Below are 17,842 nucleotides of genomic sequence, written 5' to 3' on the forward strand. Positions count from 1 at the left end.
CATTGCGCGCATCGCGCAGCGCCCACGCGAAGGAGGCGTATTGCACACTCACGCACGTCACCCCGAACGTCGTTGGTTTACCGCGCTTGGAGGCTTGGCCCAGAGCAGCTGCCACCAGTCCCACACGGGTCTCTGGCGAGCAGTCGGGGCGCAAGGCCAAGGCCACAGGGGCTGCAACCGTCGTCGCGGTGCCCAGCGTGCGCCAGGTAAACAGGCCCGACCATGCGGCGGTCTCCCCCGCGGCGAGCGCACCGAGGGTAAAGTGATCGCGACCAGTAAAGGCTGGGCCCACCGCGCGCAAAAGAGCCGCAGTGCCTTCCTGGGTACGGTCCAGCATGTCGCGCGCGAAGCTGGTCTTCATGGCCTAGCTACTTCCTGCGCGATCCGGCCTTGACCACGTTCTTCGTGCCCGGAGAAGGCTTCTTCGTCGACTTCTTGGTCGCCTTGCGCGTCGACTTCTTGGTGGCCTTCTTCGTCGATTTCTTAGTCGACTTCTTGGTGCTCTTCTTCGTGCCACCGTTGGCGGCTTCCTTGGCGCGGCGCTCGGAGAGGAGTTCGTTCGCGCGGGCGTCGGTAAGCTGCTCCGGATCGTCGCCACGGCGCAGCGAAGCATTCGTCGTGCCGTCAGTGACGTACGGGCCGAAGCGGCCGTCCTTGACCGTCATCGGCTTGCCGGAAACGTCATTGTCACCCAGCTGCTTAATCGGCGGCTGTGCGGCCGCGCGGCCACGGCGCTTCGGCTCCGCGTAGATGCGGCGCGCCTCATCCAAGGTGATGGAGAAGATCTGATCCTCGTTGGCCAAAGACCGCGAGTCCTTGCCCTTCTTCAGGTACGGGCCGTAGCGGCCGTTCTGAGCGGTGATGACCTCGCCATCCGACGGGTCCACGCCTACCTCACGCGGGAGGCTCAGCAGCTTGAGGGCTTCCTCAAGGGTGACGCTGGCCGGTTCCATGGAGCTAAACAGCGAGGCCGTACCCGGCTTGAGTTTTTCCTCGATGTACTCAGCAATGCGCTTTTCCTTCTGCTTCGCCGCGGTCTTAGTCTCCCAGTTCTTCGCACGCTTGCCCTCGGCAGCACGCTGGGCGTCCTCGGCGGCGCGTTCCTGCTTAACGATCTCCTCGGCTTCAGCCTCGGCCTTCTCGCGCTCGTCCTCACGTACCTGCTCGGTGACGTACGGGCCAAAGCGGCCTTCCTTGGCCACGATGGTGCGGCCATTTTCTGGGTTCTGCCCCAGCTCGCGCCCGCCCTGCGGGGTGGCAAAGAGCTTCTCCGCCAAAGCCTCATTGAGTTCATCCGGGGTGACGGTTTCGGAGAGGTTAGCGCGCTGGTACTCCACCGTGCCGTCCTCGTTGGTGCCCACGGCGCGCTCAATGTAAGGACCATAACGGCCCACGCGCACGAAGACATCGCGGCCCTCCGCGTCGGTATAAAGACGCAGGGAGTTGACCTGGCGGGCATCGATAGCCTCTAGGTTGATGTCCACCAGGGACTTCAGGCCGCCGTGGCGGGCAATAGACGCAGCCTTCTGCTCACCTGCTTCAGTGTTGCCAAAGTAGAAGTTGTTCAGCCACTCCGTGCCGTTCTCACGGCCGGCGGCAATGGAGTCCAGCTCGTCCTCCATAGAGGAGGTGAAGTCATAGTCCACCAGCTCGGTGAAGTTGTTCTCCAGCAGGCCCACCACGGCGAAGGCGACCCACGAGGGTACCAGCGCGTTGCCACGAGAGAGCACGTAGCCGCGGTCCTGGATGGTCTTGATGATGGAGGCGTACGTCGACGGGCGGCCGATGCCCAAATCTTCCATCTTCTTCACCAGGCTGGCTTCGGTATAGCGCGCCGGCGGGTTGGTGGAGTGGCCGTCGGCAGTAACGGCGGACGTCGTGAGCGTATCGCCCTCGTTGAGGTGCGGCAGGCGGGACTCCTCGTTCGAGCCCTTCGCCGCAACGTCTTCATAAGCCTTGAGGAAGCCCGGGAAGGTAATCGTGCGGCCGGTGGCGGAGAAGTCCACGTCGTGGCCATCGGCAGATGCCTGCACGGTGACCTTCATGGACGTGCCCTTGGCATCGGCCATCTGGGATGCCACGGTGCGCTTCCAAATCAGCTCGTAGAGCTTGTACTCCTCGGCGTCGAGCTGCCCTGCCAGCTGGCCCGGGGTTGCGAAACGCTCACCTGCAGGGCGGATGGCCTCGTGGGCTTCCTGTGAGTTCTTCACCTTGCGGTCATAGGTACGCGGGCCATCTGCCACGAACTCGGCGCCGAAAATGGACGTTGCCGCCTCACGCGCAGCTCTCAGGCCCTGCTTGGACAGGGAGGTCGAGTCGGTACGCATATAGGTAATGTGACCGTTCTCGTAGAGGCGCTGCGCAATGCGCATGGTGCGCTCCGAGGTGTAGTGCAGGCGCCGACCAGCCTCCTGCTGCAGCGTCGAGGTCATAAACGGTGCGGAAGGTTTGCGCGAATACGGCTTGTGCTCAACGCTGGCCACCGTCATGGTGGAGCCTTCCAGCGCGCTGGCCAGCTGCTCCGCTTGAGCCTGCTTGACGACGACCACCTCGTCGCCCTTCAGCTGACCCTTATCGTTGAAGTCACGGCCAGCAGCGACACGTTTGCCGTCGAGGGCGCTCAAGCGCGCATCGAAATCCGGCGTGGATTTCAGCGTTGCCGTGAGATCCCAGTATTCGGCCGGGATGAACGCCATGCGCTCGCGTTCGCGCTCGACGATGACGCGGGTAGCCACCGACTGCACGCGGCCAGCCGACAGGCGCGGCATAACCTTCTTCCACAGCACCGGGGAGACCTCGTAGCCGTAGAGGCGGTCGAGGATGCGGCGGGTCTCCTGGGCGTCGATAAGATCGGCGTCGAGCTCACGGGTGTTCTCCGCGGCCTCCAGGATGGCGGACTTGGTGATCTCGTTGAACACCATGCGGCGCACCGGCACCTTAGGCTTGAGTACTTCCAGCAGGTGCCAGGCAATGGCTTCGCCTTCGCGGTCGGGGTCTGTTGCGAGGTAGAGCTGATCGCACTGCTTCAGCTTGGCTTTGAGGTCAGCAACCTTCTTCTTTTTGTCCTGGCTGATGACATACAGCGGGGTGAAGTTATCCTCCGGGTTCACACCGAGGCGCGCCCAGGATTCCTTCTTGTACTTAGCGGGGACGTCGGCAGCGCCACGCGGAAGGTCACGGATGTGACCGACGGAGGCCTCAACGATGTACTTATCGCCGAGGTAAGGCTGAATCTTCTTCGCCTTGGTTGCTGACTCGACGATGACCAGGGTCTTCCCCGGGCCGGTACCTTCTGCCACTTCTGCTTCATCCCTTCCGATGGCTAACCCTCTGCTGGGCAATTGCCCCTAGCGTACACAGATAAAGGCTCACTGTAGTTATTGAGGCCACTGTGCGTCCACACGTGAGGGGTCTATACTTGCCGTCTGAGAAAGGCCCCTACAGCGTGACGCAGGGAGAAGACGTGATTGCTTCTATTACCGCATGGTTCGAGGTCATCATGGCCACCCAGTGGATTTATCCGCTGGTGGGCACCCTGATTTTCTTCGACTGCTTCTTCCCTGTGCTGCCCTCGGAAATCCCCCTCAACATGGTGGGCGCTTGGTCTGGCTCGCAAGGTTTCCCGCACCTGCCCACGATGTTTTTCACCGCCATGGTGGCCGCCATCTTGGGCGATAACTTGTGTTTCCTTTTGGGCACGCGGCTTATTACCCTTATTAATAGAGCCCAAAAAGGCACCAAGGCCTACGACGCCTTAACGTGGGTCAAGCGCAACATTCGGCGCAGCGGTGGTGCGGCCATCATCATTGCGCGTTTTATCCCCTCGGCCCGCCTGTTCATGACGATCCTGCTGGGCTCCATGCGCTACCCCTGGCCGCTGTTTTTCTTCTTCGACACCATCGGTGTTTTGATGTGGGTAGCTCAAGCACTAGCCATTGGTTACCTGGGCGGCGTAGCTTTTTCGGGCTCGCCGGCCATCGCCATGATTATTTCCATCATCGCCGCGGTCATTATTGGCTTCGGCCTGCAAAAAGGACAGAACAAGCTCATGGAATGGTGGGATACCCGCCGCGGCTACGCGGAAACTCCCTAGACCGTCTCGACGTGAGTGGCCTGCGGGCCTTTGGGGCCGTCGCTGACCTCAAAGGAAACGCGCTGGTTATCTTCCAACGTACGGAAACCCGTGCCCTGGATTTCGGTGTAGTGCACGAAGAGATCGCCGGAGCCGTCTTCCTGCTCGATGAATCCATAACCTTTTTCGGCGTTGAAGAACTTGACGGTACCGTATGCCATGAAGAGTTGTCCTTTGCGGATATACAATGCTCAATCTGTTGCACTAGTGTGCCACGTTTTGGGAATGCGTGGCTGAAATGTGGAGGCGAGCGTGAGTGAAAACCCTATGGGCGAGGAGCTCGTCGAGCTTCTTGTCGAGCGCTTCGCCGAATCTGAGCTGACGCACTCCACGACCCTGCCGGCCCAGCCTGCCCAGTATGCGCCGTGGCCTGAGTGGATCCTGCCGGAGTTGCGGGCGGCGTTGGAGGAACAGGGCGTCGCCAAGCTCTATGCTCACCAAGTCGCGGTGGCGGAGGCCGCGTGGTCTGGTCAGGACGTGGTGGTGGCAACGGGGACGAGTTCGGGAAAATCCCTAGGCTATCGCCTGCCCATTCTTACCCGCCTGGCGCAGGACCCTACTGCCTGCGCGCTGTATATCACGCCGACGAAAGCGCTGGGTTCGGACCAATTGCGTGCGGTCCTGGAGCTCACGCAGGGTATCGCCGCGCTTCACGACGTCCACCCCGCCCCCTACGACGGCGATACCCCCACCGAAGCACGCGCCGGCATCCGCGACCACGCGCGGTTCATTTTCTCTAACCCGGACATGATCCATTCCTCCCTGTTGGGCGCGCATCAACGCTGGGCGCGCGTGCTGCGGCATTTAAGGTTCATCGTCATCGATGAAGCACACGCGTATCGCGGCGTGTTTGGGGCAAACGTGGCACTAGTCGTGCGCCGACTTTTGCGCCTGTGCGCGCATTATGGCTCGCGGCCGGTGATTATTGCCGCCTCGGCCACCATGCGGGATCCCGCCGCCCACGCGCTGCGGCTGACGGGACGGAATATGCTCGCTGTCACTGAGGATGGCGCGCCGACAGGTGCGCGGACCGTGGCCTTGTGGGAGCCCGGGTTTATGGAGGGCATCGAGGGGCAAAACGGCGCGCCGGTGCGTCGTGCTGCCACCACGGAAGCGGCCTGGATGATGGCCGCGTTAGTGGCGCAGGGAGCGCGAACGTTGACGTTTGTGCGCTCGCGACGAGCGGCAGAAACCACGGCGTTACGGGCAGCGGAGGAGCTTTCTGGCCGGTTGGGCCGTCCCGATTTCGCTCGGCGCATTGCCGCCTACCGTGCCGGCTACTTGGCCGAAGACCGCCGCGCGCTGGAGCAAGCCCTCGACGACGGCTCCTTACTTGGTGTGGCCACGACATCTGCGCTGGAGCTTGGCATCGACGTCGGCGGGCTTGATGCCGTAGTCACGGCTGGCTTCCCTGGCACTGTGGCGAGCTTTTGGCAGCAGGCTGGCCGCGCGGGCCGCCGCGGGCAGGGCTCCCTCGTCGTACTTGTCGCCCGCGATGAGCCGATGGACACCTACCTCGTGCATCACCCGGAAGCGCTGTTGGGACGGCCAGTCGAAGCGAGCGTGTTTAACCCGGCTAACCCCTATATCCTGGGCGGGCACGCCTATTGCGCGGCGGTGGAAAAGCCACTGTCTGACGCCGACATTGCCGCTTTCCAGGCTGAAGCCGTGGTCGAGGACCTAGCCCAGCAAGGTTTGCTGCGCCGCCGCCCCCAAGGCTGGTTCGCTGCTCCCCTACCTGCCGGCTCGGCTGACCTTACCCCGGAGACCGCGCATGCGGCTGTCTCCCTGCGCGGCGGGTCAGGCGAAGAGGTCATGATTGTCGATGCCTCCGACGGCCGCCTCCTCGGCACCATCGATGCCGCCCGCGCCGTGAGCCAGGTGCATCCCGGCGCGGTGTACCTTCACCGCGGCGAAAGCTTCGTCATCGAGGACCTACAGCTTGGCGGCGCTGATGGCACAGCATCCGCCGAACCGGGCGTGGCCCTCGCCGAACCCAAGACTCCTGACTACACCACGCAGCCGAAGTCCACGACGGACATCCGTATCCTCCGCGAGGCCGACGAGTTAGTGAACTACGCTCCGGGCCTGTGGGTAGCAAACCTAGAGGTCGAGGTAACCGACAAGGTAACCGGCTACCAGGTCAGGCTTCCCGATGGCTCCGTGGGTGAGGACGTTCCCCTCGACCTTCCAGAGCAGCGCCTGGTGACCCGCGCGGTGGCCTACACCATCGATCCGCTGGCACTCGCAGCGATGGGAGTCACCGCGGGGCGCACACCGGGCACTCTGCATGCAGCCGAGCATGCCGCCATTGGCTTGCTGCCGCTCATTGCCACGTGTGACCGCTGGGACATTGGCGGAGTATCCACCGCACAACACGCGGATACGGGCCTGCCCACGGTCTTCGTCTACGACGGCCACCCCGGCGGTGCCGGCTTCGCTGAGGAAGGATTCCGCCGCTTCCCCGAGTGGATCGAGGCCACCTTTGAGGCCGTGCGCTCCTGTCCTTGCGAGTCCGGCTGCCCGTCCTGCGTGCAGTCCCCCAAGTGCGGCAACGGCAACAACCCGCTGGATAAGGCAGGCGCTGTCGCACTCCTCGGCGCGTTGGTCACGATGACGAAATAAGCAGAGCTGCAGCTTCTCAGATTGGGCCAGCGCGGGCGATGGCACTACGGCCGCGTATCAGCGTGGTCACTTCAACGTCGCGGTCATCAACAGCACAGGTGTCAAGGCGTGCGTTATTTAAAGCGGCAACCTCCTCAGCTTTCGAGCAGGCGTCCCTGCCCTTGGCCAGATCCCACGCACCGGCCACCGCTGCGAGGTCCGCCGCTACTTGCGCTGCGTGGCGTGCAGCAACGGCAGAACCGACTGCTGCAACCGCCAACAGCAGCGAGGCGACAGCGGCGATGATCCCGGCGGTGACGACGGTGGCATAGCCGTCGTCACCTGCCAGAGCCCGCTTCCAGCTGCGCTGACGACGCCTCACGGCTGCGCTCCTGGGTCTCTACCCGCTCCGATCTCCGCAGGAAAGACCGCCTGCGCGCGCATCGTTCCCAAAGGCGCTGGGACGGCTGCATGCGCCGTAACCAGGCCGGAGGATTCAGTAATGGTGACCGTGACTCCCTCGCGCTGGTAATCCACCCCGATAGCAGCGGCTCGCGCAGCAGCACCCGCCGCATCAACGGCAGCGAGGTGGGCAGACAGCGTCGCTATACCGCCCACGATTCCCGCGGCCACGATGACGAGCGAGGCGAGAGCGAGGGCGGCCTCGATGGTGACGGAGCCGGCGTCGTCAAGCATCTGCATTAGACCGGGGTATTGGAAAGCGCGTCGGTGATGATGGACGTGATAGCGCTGCTCACTTGGCCGCCGTTGATCACGGCGTAGAGCACCGCGGCAAGGGCGGCTGCTGCGAGCGAACCCATGGCGTACTCAATCGTCGACATCCCGTCTTCATTAAGGAGTTTTGCCTTGTTATCGAGTGTTTTCTGCATGATTGTACCTATCTTTCGTGTTGTGTTGTGTGGTGTGTTTTTAAAGAAGTTGCTGGCCCAGACTGATGATGACGGGCACCAGCCCGAGGACCAGGAAGGCGGGTAAGAAACAGACGGCGAGCGGCGCGGCGATGAACACGCCAGCGCGCTCCGCCTTCGCGGTTGCCTGCGCCGCAGCATCGGCGCGCAACTGTGCCACCAGGCGGTGACACCCAGAAGCCATAGCTGTACCGGAGTCCCCAGAAAGCTTCGCCAGCCGCACGAGCTCCTCCAAGTTCTTCTGTGCGGCTAAGGCCTGCCAGGCGCTACTCATCGGGACTCCCACTCCGATAAGTGCAGCTGCCTCTGACCACGTGGGGGAAGCCTCGGCCACCGCTACGACAGCCGTGCGTGGAGACAGGCCAGCCTCCAAGCAGGCGGCAAAAAGCTCCAGGTCGCTCGCGGCATCGAGCGGACCGTAGTCGGGCCCATCGCGCGGAGTTTTCGGCCGTGGTGTGCGTGTCCCTCCCACCCCTACGCGGCCCGCGGGAGCAGCAGTAGCAACAGCCAATGCTGCGGCGAGAAGTGCGGTGGCAACATAGGTTGTCGGAGTCATTGCGCAGCCTTTCGCAGGATGAGGCGTGACCAGCAAAAGCCGGCGCAGACGAGGGCCACGCCGACGTCGAGAAGCACGCCGCCCACTCCACCGCCCACGAGGAACCCCAGGGAATCCGCCCCCATGGCCCCACCCATAAGGATTCCGGCCACCGGAAGACACGCCAGGACCACTGCCGTGGCTTGCGGTCCCTGCAAGGAGGCGGCGGTTTCCCGGGCGTGGCGCTGGGCTGTGTCGAGCTGACTTTGAGCCTGTTCCATTAGGTCAGCCAATGCAACACCGTGGTGGCCGGAGACATTCAACAGCGCAGTGAAACGGGACAGTTCCGGCGTGGTGAGAGCGACCGACGGTGACCCGCCCTGTGCGGCGAGGCCAGCTGCGGTGCTTAGCGCGCTGCGGAGGTGCTCCGGTGTGGCGTCGGGTAACGAGTCCGTGCCACGACGCAAGGCATTCGCAGTAGTAGAACCAGCGCGCAGCTCCGCGGCAATAGTGCCGAAATAGGAAGCTAGGGCCTTAGCACCGCGGCGCTCACGCCGGGCGGAGGCGAGATCATTAGCGAACCACAGCACACAGGCCAAGATGCAGCCGGCAGCTATCACCACGGTGGGCCTGCCGAAGAAGACGCAGCATCCCACGCCGAGGAATAGCACAGCAGGTGCCATCGAGCGCGCCTTCGGTGTTGCCAGGCGCGACACCGCCCCAGGTGGGGACAACAGGCATGCAGCGGCGAGATATAGCCACATCATGGTTGAACTCCCATCCGCGCACACAACTCGTTAAACCCGGCGCGCGGCCCACCATCAGCGGTCCACACCAGCCGGGGTCGCACGGGGTTGCCCTCCAGTACACCGATGTGGGCCAAGCGCCGGCCTTCTGGGCCGCGCTCCATCCCCAGTACCACGTGCACTGCGGCAGCCAGCTGCGAATGCAAAGCCACCCGGTCCAACCCGCCAAGCGCCGCTAACGCTTCCATGCGTGCAGGTACCTCATCGACGGAATTGGCATGGACCGTGCCAGCGCCACCATCGTGTCCGGTGTTGAGCGCGGCGAGCAGCTCGACAACCTCCGCGCCACGGATTTCACCCACCACAATGCGGTCTGGACGCATGCGCAGCGCCTGGCGCAACAAGAGCGACATCGAAATCTCACCCCTACCTTCTGCATTAGCCCGGCGCGACACCAGCGTCACCACATGCGGATGTGCCGGGGCAAGCTCCGGGGTGTCCTCAATAATGAGCAGACGCTCGGTCGCCGGCACGCAGCCCAAAAGTGCCGCAAGCAGCGTCGTCTTGCCCGAACCGGTACCGCCGGTGACGAGGAAGGACGCGCGCTTATCGACGATCCCCCGCAGCAGCCCCTCCACCCCCGAGTCAATGCTGCCGTTAGCCACGAGCTGCGCCAGGCTCGTCTGGGCTTGGCGCAGCACGCGCAGGCTGATGCACGTCCCGCTTGCTGAGGGCGGTGCCAACAGCGCATGAAGGCGAATGCGGGTGCCGTCGGGGCGGGTTAGGCGGCCATCGGCAAACGGTTGCGCATCATCAAGCCGCACACCGGCAACCGCTGCCAGCCGCGTTGCGAGCTGACGTACCTCTGCGTCATCGCTAAAACCGACCTCCTTGGGCTGCAATCCGTGGCCGCAGTCCACGAAGCAGGAGTCGGGGCCGTTGACGACGACGTCGGTAAGCCCCGGCAGGGACAGCACCGGCTCCAGTAATCCCAACCCCAAGGAATCGTGGCGAAGGCGCTGTAAGAGATCGAACACGTCGACATCACTAATGACGCCGGCTTCTTCCCTAATCCGACGGGCCAGCGCCGACGCATCGTGCGCAAGCTGTGGCTCTGTGGCCACGATGGTGCGCATCGTATCGATAAGACTCATGCCACCGCCTCCCAAATATCCCGCGCGGCACGGGCGAGCGAGCGCGGCAGACGCTGCGGAAGTCCGCCAGTTTCCACCGCGCGGGTTAGGCCGCGCACTGTTGGCAGCTGTGCGACGGGGTCAGCGTGCGTGAGCTTGGCGACGTCCCCCTTATCAATCCCCGACCACTGCCTATGCCGCAGCACCACGGAGCAGTCCTTAGGCCGCGCCCGCAGTTCAGCGACGATCTCCGCGCATGCAGCAGCCGCCCGCACTTCTGCCGCGGTCACCACGACGACGTGGTCTGCGGCATCCGGAACATCCCACGGCGGGCAATCCACCACGACGACTCCTGGGTGCGCGCAGGCTGCCTGCAGTATCGCCGCGCGCCGCGTGGCGCTGAGCTTGGTGGCACCGGCGCTGGTGGTACGTGCTGCTGCAAGCACCGCGATGCCATCTGGCGTGGTGGGCAGAGCACGAGCGAGGTCACCCGGGTCCACCGTCCCCGTTCCTGCTGCCAGGTCCGGCCAGCGCGCGCCGGGTTTATTCTCCATTCCCAGCAGGAGGTCGAGACCACCGGACAAGGGCGCGGCATCGACGAGCAAAGCCGCCCTAGCGTGGCGCGCCAGCGCTGCCGCCAGTGTGGAAGCACCCACCCCACCAGCGGATCCGGTCACCGCAATGGTCAACCCCGCGGCAGCCGCCTGTGTCTCGGGGTGGGTATCAGCGGCAAGGGCCGCTAACAGTTCCTTCGATTGCGCAGGAAGGATAAATGCCGCAGCAGCATGGCAGCGCAGTGCCGCTTCATAGTCGATAGGCCCTGGGTCGGGTGTCAAAAAGTAGACCCGCGGGTGGCCCTCCACGAGGCCTGCCGTCAGCGAATCCGCGAGGACCGCATCTACTTTGGGCAGGTAGCGCGGGAAATCACGCGGGTCCTCAACGGTGCTGACCTCAGCAGTACTGGCCGCAGCGGTGGAGGCCGCTTCAGCTCGCAAGGCCGAGTCTCCAACGGCGATAAGAAGGTGGAATGTGCTCATGCCTGAAGCATGCGCGAGCGCACCGCACGGGCGCTAGGGTCACTTTGCTGCCTGTGGATAACTCATGCCGAAACTGCACTTTTCGGCTGCTTTAGTTAGCTCTTCAACAAATGCCCTGTGAAACTCGGGGCTCTGGTGGCGACCTAGAGCCCCAAACGAAGCATAAGAAGAGATTCGGGGTCGCACGCTGCGTCCGACACCCGGCCCTGGCGCACTACCCGGATGCAGTCTGAGATTCCCACTTTGCGCCAAACTGAGAATCAAAGTGTCAATCTGCGAATGAAAGCCGATCACATTTCGCACTTTCACTACCTGCCCTTATTCGCCGATTAACCTCCAAAGTGAGAATTAGAGTGTGAAATGATTAGCAGTTTCGCACTTTCATCGGCGAAGGCGTCCTCGACGGAGTCGTACTCCTCACGGGAGGCCTCCCACACTTCCTTGGCTGCGGACAGGTTGAACGCGGCGATGGCCGGGATGAGGATCAGCGCGGCGCGACGGATCTTCTGCGCACCCAACGAATCTGTCACGTCAACTGCTCCTTTTTGCGCTTTATACGGCGGAAAGGCAGCTTAGCCGATGCGCAAAACGTAGGCAGTTCCTGCCGGTTGCCGCGGTTGTCGCGGGCTGCTGACGACCGTCGCCGGTATCGACAGAGCGAGCGGCGGGTTCTTCACACTTTGATATAGTTCAGCACTCGCTGTATAGTTCAGTACATGCTGACTATTGCTTCACGCCTCGACGTCATGAACCGGCTCGGCCGGGCCATGGCTGATCCGACGCGTTCCCGAATTCTAATGACCCTACTCGACGGCCCGAGCTACCCGGCTGTGCTCTCGCGCGACCTGGATCTGACCCGCCCGAACGTCTCGAACCACCTGACCTGCTTGCGCGACTGTGGCATCGTCGTCGCCGAGCCAGAAGGCCGTAAGACCCGCTACGAGATCGCCGATCCGCACCTCGCGGCGGCACTCGCCGCTCTGGTAGACGCGACGCTAGCTGTCGACGAAAACGCCCCGTGCATTGACCCTGAGTGCTCGGTGCCCGGCTGCAGCGAGGAAGGAACGGACGCATGACCTCGGCGTGTGGTTGCGAACACGAACCCGCCACGGAGACCGAAGAGCTCGATCGGCCATGGTGGAAGGACCCAGAATTGCTGCTGCCGATATTCTCCGGCGTAGCCCTCATAACAGGACTGGCGCTGGACTGGTCCGACTTGAAGACACCCGCGACGGTACTGTATTGGATTAGCCTGCTGTTGGGCGCTTACACGTTCGCGCCTGGAGCGATCCGGAACCTTGTTACGAAGCGCAAGCTCGGCATTGGCTTGCTGATGACAATCAGCGCGGTCGGTGCAGTGATCCTCGGTTACGTCGGAGAGGCCGCGGCGCTAGCGTTCCTGTACTCGATCGCCGAGGCACTGGAAGACAAGGCTATGGACCGGGCCCAGGGCGGACTGCGGGCACTGTTGAAGTTGGTACCGCAGACCGCGACGGTGCTGCGCGACGGCACGTCAGTCGAGGTCGCAGCGAAGGACCTCGTGGCTGGCGAACTGATGCTCGTGCGCCCCGGAGAGCGGATCGCCACGGACGGCATCATTCGGTCTGGGCGCTCCAGCCTTGACACCTCAGCGATCACCGGAGAATCCATTCCGGAGGAGGTTGCGCCCGGCGACGAAGTGCCCGCGGGAGCGATCAACTCCGCCGGTGTGCTGGAGGTCGAGACGACCGCAGCTGGAACGGACAACTCGCTGACCACACTCGTGGACCTAGTCGAGCAAGCGCAGGCGGAAAAGGGCGACCGCGCCCGGATCGCCGACCGGATTGCCCAACCCCTAGTGCCCGGGGTGATGATCCTGGCGGTGCTAGTCGGCGTGATCGGCTCGCTGCTGGGCGACCCCGAGACGTGGATCACCCGTGCGCTGGTAGTCCTGGTCGCAGCGTCGCCGTGCGCGCTGGCAATCTCCGTGCCGCTGACGGTCGTGGCCGCGATCGGCGCGGCCAGCCAGTTCGGAGTGGTCATCAAGTCCGGCGCGGCGTTCGAGCGACTCGGCGGCATCCGTCACCTGGCAGTGGACAAAACCGGAACCCTTACCCGCAACCAGCCTGAGGTTACCGGAGTGGTCCCGGCAGAGGGATTCGATCGGGCGCAGGTGCTTGCTTTCGCGGCGGCAGTTGAGCAGCAATCGACGCACCCCCTCGCCGCGGCGATCGCGGCAGCGGAGCCCGAAGCGCCTGCCGCCCTGGACATCAGCGAGGAAGCTGGGCATGGCATCGGCGGCACCGTCGAAGGTCGACGCGTGCTGGTGGGCAGCCCCCGGTGGATCGACGCCGGGCCACTGAAAGCGGACGTTGAGCGCATGGAGTCCGAGGGCCAGACCTGCGTCCTTGTCACCGTCGATGACGCTCTCGCCGGGGCGATCGGGGTCCGCGACGAGTTGCGCCCCGAGGTGCCCGAAGCCGTACAGGCCCTGCACGCCAACGACGTGGAAGTAAGCATGCTCACCGGCGACAACACTCGCACCGCCCGGGCGTTGGCTGAAATCGCCGGAATCGACGACGTGCGCGCCGAGCTGCGCCCGGAGGACAAGGCAAGCATCGTCGCCGAATTCTCCTCCAAGACGCCGACGGCGATGATCGGCGACGGCATCAACGACGCGCCGGCACTGGCGGGCGCGACGGTAGGCATAGCGATGGGAGCGACCGGCTCTGACGCCGCGATCGAGTCCGCCGACGTCGCCTTCACCGGCCACGACCTCCGGCTGATCCCGAAGGCATTGCAGCACGCCCGCCGAGGCAGCAGGATCATCAACCAAAACATCGTGCTGTCTCTGGCCATCATCATCGTGTTGATGCCACTGGCGATCACCGGCGTGCTGGGCCTGGCGGCCGTGGTGTTGGTCCACGAGGTTGCCGAGGTCATCGTGATCTTGAACGGTCTGCGCGCCGCACGAACGAAGCGCTGAGGCTGCGACCGGCGAGTGTTATGGCCTAACCCCTTTGATCTATGAGTTTGGGGCTTTGAAAACGGGCAACCGCCGTTTCGGCAGAAATAGGTGATGGCCCGCGCCTCGGGGGGGTGTGCGCGGGCCATCTGTAACCCGGCATCGGGGGGTGCGCCGGGGCAGGCCGCACTGTATATCGGGGCCTTGCATCACACATTATGGCACGGCTTGGAAAAGATGACAACAGCTTGAGGCAACATTCCTTGAGAATCTTTTAAGAACGTCACTGCGCGCCCGATTTCTGCTGCTGAGAGGCTACGATGAGCACAGTAGCTCGCACAGATACCGGCAAGGTGCACTCCATGACCGAACACTTTTCTACGCCCAGCGGCAACGCTCGCGTGGCCGCGTTCTTCGACTTGGACAAGACCATCATCGCCACCTCCTCGGCCTACGCTTTTGGCCGGGAGTTCATGCACAACGGGCTCATTACTCACATTGAAGCACTGCAGTTATCGCTGGCCAAGGCGAGCTATATGCTTGCCGGGCACAGTAGCGAACATATGGATGCCACACGGGATCAGCTTGCCGCCATGGTGGCCGGCTGGTCGGTACAGAAGGTCCACGACATCGCGGTGGAAACAATGCACACGGTGGTTACCCCCACCATTTATGCCGAGGCACGCGATCTCATTGCTGTGCATCGCGAAAAGGGCCATGAGGTGGTGATCATTTCGGCGTCGGCAAGCGTGCTGGTCAGGCCCATCGCCGAGGAGTTGGGGATTGAACACGTCGTGGCCACTGAATTGGCGGAAGAGAATGGCCGGTTTACCGGGGAGATTCTTTTCTACTGCAAAGGCGCCGCGAAGGCCGAGGCGCTAGAGCGCATGGCACAGAAGCTTGGCGTGGACAAGGACGCTTCCTACGCATACTCGGATTCGGCCACAGATATCCCGATGCTCAAGCAGGTTGGGCACCCGGTGGCAGTCAACCCGGATCGGCTCCTGAAGAAACATGCCGCAGATAACGGCTGGGAGACCCGTACATTTAAACCTGACTTAGGTCATGGGTGGGTGAGTAACGTCACTCTTGACACTGTAACCTGTTGGTTTTCGTCGGTGGGTAGGAATTTTTCCGCACTAAGTGGGTAGTGCCGGGGGTGTTCAGTAGTCTGATTTTTGTGAGTCCTTATATTCGCACTGTCAAGACCGCTTCTGGGGCGATGGCGGTGCAGGTGGTGTTCTCTGAACGCAAAGGTGCGAAAAGGATGAAGCATGTCGGCTCAGCGCATTCAGAGTCTGAGCTTGCACTTTTAAGAGCTGAAGCTCAACGCATCGTCGATGGTGACCAACTGGCATTGGACTTCGGCGAGGTGAAACACATCGCACCGGCAACAGGCAGCGTTTCCAACCCGCTGCCGGTAGTCGGTCAGCGGGCCGGATACTTACTGGACTGTATTGATGCGTGTTTCAACGAGTTAGGTCTTGCTGCAGCAAGCGGTGATGATCCGGTGTTTCGCGATCTGGTGCGTGCCCGGTTGATTAATCCTGGCTCAAAGCTGGATTCCATCGAGACTCTTGCCGAGGTTGGCATCACCAGCGCAAGCTACCGCACCATCCAGAGGCGTCTTTCCTCCTTCGCCACCGAATCGTTCGGAGAGATACTAACCCAAGCGTTGGCCCATCATGCAGGTATCGGGCCAGGTACTTTCATCTTGTACGACGTGACCACCTTGTACTTTGAAACCGATACTCCTGATGAGCTTCGCAAACCCGGGTTTTCCAAAGAGCGCCGTGTAGAGCCACAAATCCTTGTCGGGCTGCTTACTGATGCCACTGGGTTTCCATTGCATGTGGGCGCGTTTGCTGGCAACTCTGCAGAAACCCACACGATGCTGCCGATGATCACACGGTTCCAAGAGGCCTACCAGCTCGACGAGGTCACCGTCGTTGCTGATGCAGGCATGTTCTCCGCGGCGAACAAACAAGCATTGATAGATGCAGGTCTGCACTACATTTTGTCGGTGAAAACCCCCACCGTGCCTGAGGTGATTGAAACCTGGCGGCGGGAAAACCCCGGTGAAGACTACACCCACGGCCAGATCTGGACACAAGCCTCGGCAAGCGATGGGCGCAAACACACAACCCCGAATACGGTGACGCATTACCAGTACTCTCACGATCGGGCTAGGCGCAGCCTGCGCGGAATCAAAGAGCAAGTTGCAAAAGCTAAACGCGCTGTTGACGGCGATATCGCTATCAAGCGTAACCGCTATATCGATCTTTCCGCCCCGAACAAGAAGGTCAACTACGCTCTTGCTGCCAAACACCGAGCCCTAGCCGGAATAAAAGGTTATGAAACCGACCTGACCGCTCTTGACGCTAGTGAGGTTATCGGGCATTACCGCAGGCTATTTAACATTGAGAAATCGTTTCGGATGTCGAAATCAGACCTGAAAGCACGCCCAATCTACGCCAGGAAACAAGACTCGATCACAGCACATCTCAATATTGTGATGGCAGCACTAGCCGTGGCCCACCTGATGGAGACCCGCAGTGGTCAATCCATCAAACGCCTGGTGAGAACACTCAAGAAATACCGCAGCTTTGAACTCAACATTGGTGGCGAAACCATCCACGCCGCCATACCACTCCCGCCCGATATCACCGCCACCATCCAAGCAATCACCGGCCGCGAACTTCCGCACTAAAGTGGCCTAAGTCAGGGCGCATGGCACAGAAGCTTGGCGTGGACAAGGACGCTTCCTACGCATACTCGGATTCGGCCACAGATATCCCGATGCTCAAGCAGGTTGGGCACCCGGTGGCAGTCAACCCGGATCGGCTCCTGAAGAAACATGCCGCAGATAACGGCTGGGAGACCCGTACATTTAAAGACCCTGTGCCGCTTTTCACCCCGCCGAGTGCCCGCGAGTTTGGGATTGGCTCGGCGGTGTTGGCGGGGATTGCGGCACTCATCGTCGGTAGCGTGCTGCTCGCGCGCCAACGCAACAAATAAATGCGGGCCTAAGGCTTAAGCCGCGCGGGCAATGCCGTCGGCTTCTTTAGCGCCGGCGGTCCAGGCCTGAAGTAGCAGCGAGAGCAACTCAGCAGGGGCCTCGTCATAGGTGGACAGTGCCGAGCGATACGCGGCGCGGTGGCGGTTAAGGTAGGTTTCCGGCACGGCGAAGCCGCGCGGATCGAAGCCGGTATGAATCGCTGCGGTGCGGGCGGCAACGAGAGCCACGACAGTGCTGCGCTCCCCAAAAAGCTCGCGCGCGGCAATCTCCGCGTGCAGCACGACGGGCAGCAAGCGGTCATAGTCCACGCCGGCTCCATGCGTGATGAGCTGCGCCAACGCCTGGGCCACCGCGGGTTCTTGGGTGGGACGGCCAGGCCCGCCCGAAGCGACGTCGATTCGAGCCAGGACCTGCAGCGGAGCCCGCGCAAAGGTGCGCACCGTCGTGGCTTGCACTTCGGGGGCAAGGAGGGAGTAGGCGCTGACGGTTGGGGGGACGTCGGCAAGCGCGAGCGACGCGCCATCGATTGCCGCGCACGCCCGTGCCCCGCGCAGCAGGGACTCCGAGGAAATCACCTCAAACTTGCGCAACCCCGCGGGCCGGCGGTGCACGCGGGCGATAGCACTGACTGCCGCCGCCGCGTTCTCCTCCACCCCGGATAGGGCCATCAGCGGGGTCAGCAGGTCAGAACTAGGCATACCCATTACAATAACGCCGTACCCAAAAATGCGGGCCGCACCACATGGACTCTGAAAAGTTCATT

The 17,842-nt window shown here is 62.7% G+C and carries 17 protein-coding genes and 1 pseudogene; 7 read left to right on the forward strand and 11 right to left on the reverse strand.

All coding sequences use genetic code 11. The features are described from left to right. Positions 1-368: 368 nt before the first annotated feature. Positions 369-3,299: a type I DNA topoisomerase gene (gene topA, locus I6J72_RS10240; protein ID WP_204099104.1), complete on the reverse strand. Its 2,931-nt coding sequence runs from the start codon at positions 3,297-3,299 to the stop codon at positions 369-371. 200 nt (positions 3,300-3,499) lie between these two features. Between topA and I6J72_RS10245 the strand changes: the two genes are divergently transcribed. Then, positions 3,500-4,093, forward strand: a complete 594-nt coding sequence (locus I6J72_RS10245; protein ID WP_370552172.1) for a DedA family protein — start codon at positions 3,500-3,502, stop codon at positions 4,091-4,093. Here the strand turns inward: I6J72_RS10245 and I6J72_RS10250 are convergent. Next, positions 4,090-4,293 carry a cold-shock protein gene (locus I6J72_RS10250; RefSeq protein ID WP_039673371.1) on the reverse strand — a complete coding sequence of 68 codons (204 nt, stop codon included), beginning with the start codon at positions 4,291-4,293 and terminating at the stop codon, positions 4,090-4,092. The two genes, I6J72_RS10245 and I6J72_RS10250, sit on opposite strands and share 4 nt — an antisense overlap. Before the next feature lie 106 nt (positions 4,294-4,399). On the opposite strand from I6J72_RS10250, the gene I6J72_RS10255 reads away from it, so the two are divergent. Next, entirely contained in the window at positions 4,400-6,757 is a 2,358-nt protein-coding gene (locus I6J72_RS10255; RefSeq protein WP_204100504.1) for a DEAD/DEAH box helicase, read from the forward strand. Between the two features lie 16 nt (positions 6,758-6,773). On the opposite strand, the gene I6J72_RS10260 is transcribed toward I6J72_RS10255, so the two are convergent. The 8 genes from I6J72_RS10260 to I6J72_RS10295 all read right to left on the reverse strand — a co-directional run bounded on the left by I6J72_RS10260 (position 6,774) and on the right by I6J72_RS10295 (position 11,646). Continuing rightward, complete coding sequence (locus I6J72_RS10260; protein ID WP_204099106.1) at positions 6,774-7,118, reverse strand: Rv3654c family TadE-like protein; 345 nt, start codon at positions 7,116-7,118, stop codon at positions 6,774-6,776. Continuing rightward, complete coding sequence (locus I6J72_RS10265; RefSeq protein ID WP_204099107.1) at positions 7,115-7,438, reverse strand: hypothetical protein; 324 nt, start codon at positions 7,436-7,438, stop codon at positions 7,115-7,117. Before I6J72_RS10265 ends, I6J72_RS10260 begins: the two co-directional genes overlap by 4 nt. Beyond that, the gene (locus tag I6J72_RS10270; protein ID WP_070669696.1) at positions 7,438-7,626 is read right to left on the reverse strand and encodes a DUF4244 domain-containing protein; all 189 of its coding nucleotides are present in this window, start codon (positions 7,624-7,626) and stop codon (positions 7,438-7,440) included. The genes I6J72_RS10265 and I6J72_RS10270 overlap by 1 nt, the downstream gene beginning before the upstream one ends. 40 nt (positions 7,627-7,666) lie before the next feature. Beyond that, a complete protein-coding gene (locus I6J72_RS10275; RefSeq protein WP_204099108.1) occupies positions 7,667-8,221 on the reverse strand; it encodes a type II secretion system F family protein in 555 nt (184 codons plus the stop codon). Continuing rightward, positions 8,218-8,967 carry a type II secretion system F family protein gene (locus tag I6J72_RS10280; protein WP_204099109.1) on the reverse strand — a complete coding sequence of 250 codons (750 nt, stop codon included), beginning with the start codon at positions 8,965-8,967 and terminating at the stop codon, positions 8,218-8,220. The genes I6J72_RS10275 and I6J72_RS10280 overlap by 4 nt, the downstream gene beginning before the upstream one ends. Further along, complete coding sequence (locus tag I6J72_RS10285; protein ID WP_070669693.1) at positions 8,964-10,100, reverse strand: TadA family conjugal transfer-associated ATPase; 1,137 nt, start codon at positions 10,098-10,100, stop codon at positions 8,964-8,966. The genes I6J72_RS10280 and I6J72_RS10285 overlap by 4 nt, the downstream gene beginning before the upstream one ends. After that, entirely contained in the window at positions 10,097-11,116 is a 1,020-nt protein-coding gene (gene ssd / locus I6J72_RS10290; protein ID WP_070669692.1) for a septum site-determining protein Ssd, read from the reverse strand. Before ssd ends, I6J72_RS10285 begins: the two co-directional genes overlap by 4 nt. A gap of 329 nt (positions 11,117-11,445) precedes the next feature. Further along, positions 11,446-11,646: a hypothetical protein gene (locus tag I6J72_RS10295; protein ID WP_070669691.1), complete on the reverse strand. Its 201-nt coding sequence runs from the start codon at positions 11,644-11,646 to the stop codon at positions 11,446-11,448. 186 nt (positions 11,647-11,832) lie between these two features. On the opposite strand from I6J72_RS10295, the gene I6J72_RS10300 reads away from it, so the two are divergent. The 5 genes and pseudogenes from I6J72_RS10300 to I6J72_RS10320 form a co-directional block, all read left to right on the forward strand. After that, on the forward strand, positions 11,833-12,192 hold the full coding sequence (locus I6J72_RS10300; protein WP_204099110.1) for a helix-turn-helix transcriptional regulator: 360 nt from the start codon (positions 11,833-11,835) through the stop codon (positions 12,190-12,192). Beyond that, on the forward strand, positions 12,189-14,081 hold the full coding sequence (locus I6J72_RS10305; RefSeq protein WP_204099111.1) for a cation-translocating P-type ATPase: 1,893 nt from the start codon (positions 12,189-12,191) through the stop codon (positions 14,079-14,081). Before I6J72_RS10300 ends, I6J72_RS10305 begins: the two co-directional genes overlap by 4 nt. Before the next feature lie 341 nt (positions 14,082-14,422). After that, complete coding sequence (locus tag I6J72_RS10310; protein WP_204099112.1) at positions 14,423-15,211, forward strand: HAD family phosphatase; 789 nt, start codon at positions 14,423-14,425, stop codon at positions 15,209-15,211. Between the two features lie 77 nt (positions 15,212-15,288). Continuing rightward, complete coding sequence (locus I6J72_RS10315; RefSeq protein ID WP_204100505.1) at positions 15,289-16,770, forward strand: IS1634 family transposase; 1,482 nt, start codon at positions 15,289-15,291, stop codon at positions 16,768-16,770. A 20-nt stretch (positions 16,771-16,790) separates the two neighbouring features. Continuing rightward, positions 16,791-17,078 (forward strand): annotated as a pseudogene (locus I6J72_RS10320) (HAD family hydrolase); the annotation flags it as partial. 15 nt (positions 17,079-17,093) lie between these two features. Here I6J72_RS10320 and I6J72_RS10325 read toward each other — a convergent pair. Continuing rightward, a complete protein-coding gene (locus I6J72_RS10325) occupies positions 17,094-17,783 on the reverse strand; it encodes an oxidoreductase (protein ID WP_204099113.1) in 690 nt (229 codons plus the stop codon). Between the last annotated feature and the right edge of the window lie 59 nt (positions 17,784-17,842).

Origin of the sequence: Corynebacterium sp. FDAARGOS 1242 (assembly GCF_016889985.1) — a bacterium.
Classification (GTDB): domain Bacteria; phylum Actinomycetota; class Actinomycetes; order Mycobacteriales; family Mycobacteriaceae; genus Corynebacterium; species Corynebacterium minutissimum_B.

What these genes read in the sequence shown, in the direction of transcription:
- I6J72_RS10245 (WP_370552172.1), top strand. Translation starts at nt 3,500, where the DNA reads ATGGCCACCCAGTGGATTTATCCGCTGGTGGGCACCCTGATTTTCTTC.
- I6J72_RS10250 (WP_039673371.1), bottom strand. Translation starts at nt 4,293, where the DNA reads ATGGCATACGGTACCGTCAAGTTCTTCAACGCCGAAAAAGGTTATGGA.
- I6J72_RS10255 (WP_204100504.1), top strand. Translation starts at nt 4,400, where the DNA reads ATGGGCGAGGAGCTCGTCGAGCTTCTTGTCGAGCGCTTCGCCGAATCT.
- I6J72_RS10265 (WP_204099107.1), bottom strand. Translation starts at nt 7,438, where the DNA reads ATGCAGATGCTTGACGACGCCGGCTCCGTCACCATCGAGGCCGCCCTC.
- I6J72_RS10270 (WP_070669696.1), bottom strand. Translation starts at nt 7,626, where the DNA reads ATGCAGAAAACACTCGATAACAAGGCAAAACTCCTTAATGAAGACGGG.
- I6J72_RS10275 (WP_204099108.1), bottom strand. Translation starts at nt 8,221, where the DNA reads ATGACTCCGACAACCTATGTTGCCACCGCACTTCTCGCCGCAGCATTG.
- I6J72_RS10280 (WP_204099109.1), bottom strand. Translation starts at nt 8,967, where the DNA reads ATGATGTGGCTATATCTCGCCGCTGCATGCCTGTTGTCCCCACCTGGG.
- I6J72_RS10285 (WP_070669693.1), bottom strand. Translation starts at nt 10,100, where the DNA reads ATGAGTCTTATCGATACGATGCGCACCATCGTGGCCACAGAGCCACAG.
- ssd (WP_070669692.1), bottom strand. Translation starts at nt 11,116, where the DNA reads ATGAGCACATTCCACCTTCTTATCGCCGTTGGAGACTCGGCCTTGCGA.
- I6J72_RS10300 (WP_204099110.1), top strand. Translation starts at nt 11,833, where the DNA reads ATGCTGACTATTGCTTCACGCCTCGACGTCATGAACCGGCTCGGCCGG.
- I6J72_RS10305 (WP_204099111.1), top strand. Translation starts at nt 12,189, where the DNA reads ATGACCTCGGCGTGTGGTTGCGAACACGAACCCGCCACGGAGACCGAA.
- I6J72_RS10310 (WP_204099112.1), top strand. Translation starts at nt 14,423, where the DNA reads ATGACCGAACACTTTTCTACGCCCAGCGGCAACGCTCGCGTGGCCGCG.
- I6J72_RS10325 (WP_204099113.1), bottom strand. Translation starts at nt 17,783, where the DNA reads ATGGGTATGCCTAGTTCTGACCTGCTGACCCCGCTGATGGCCCTATCC.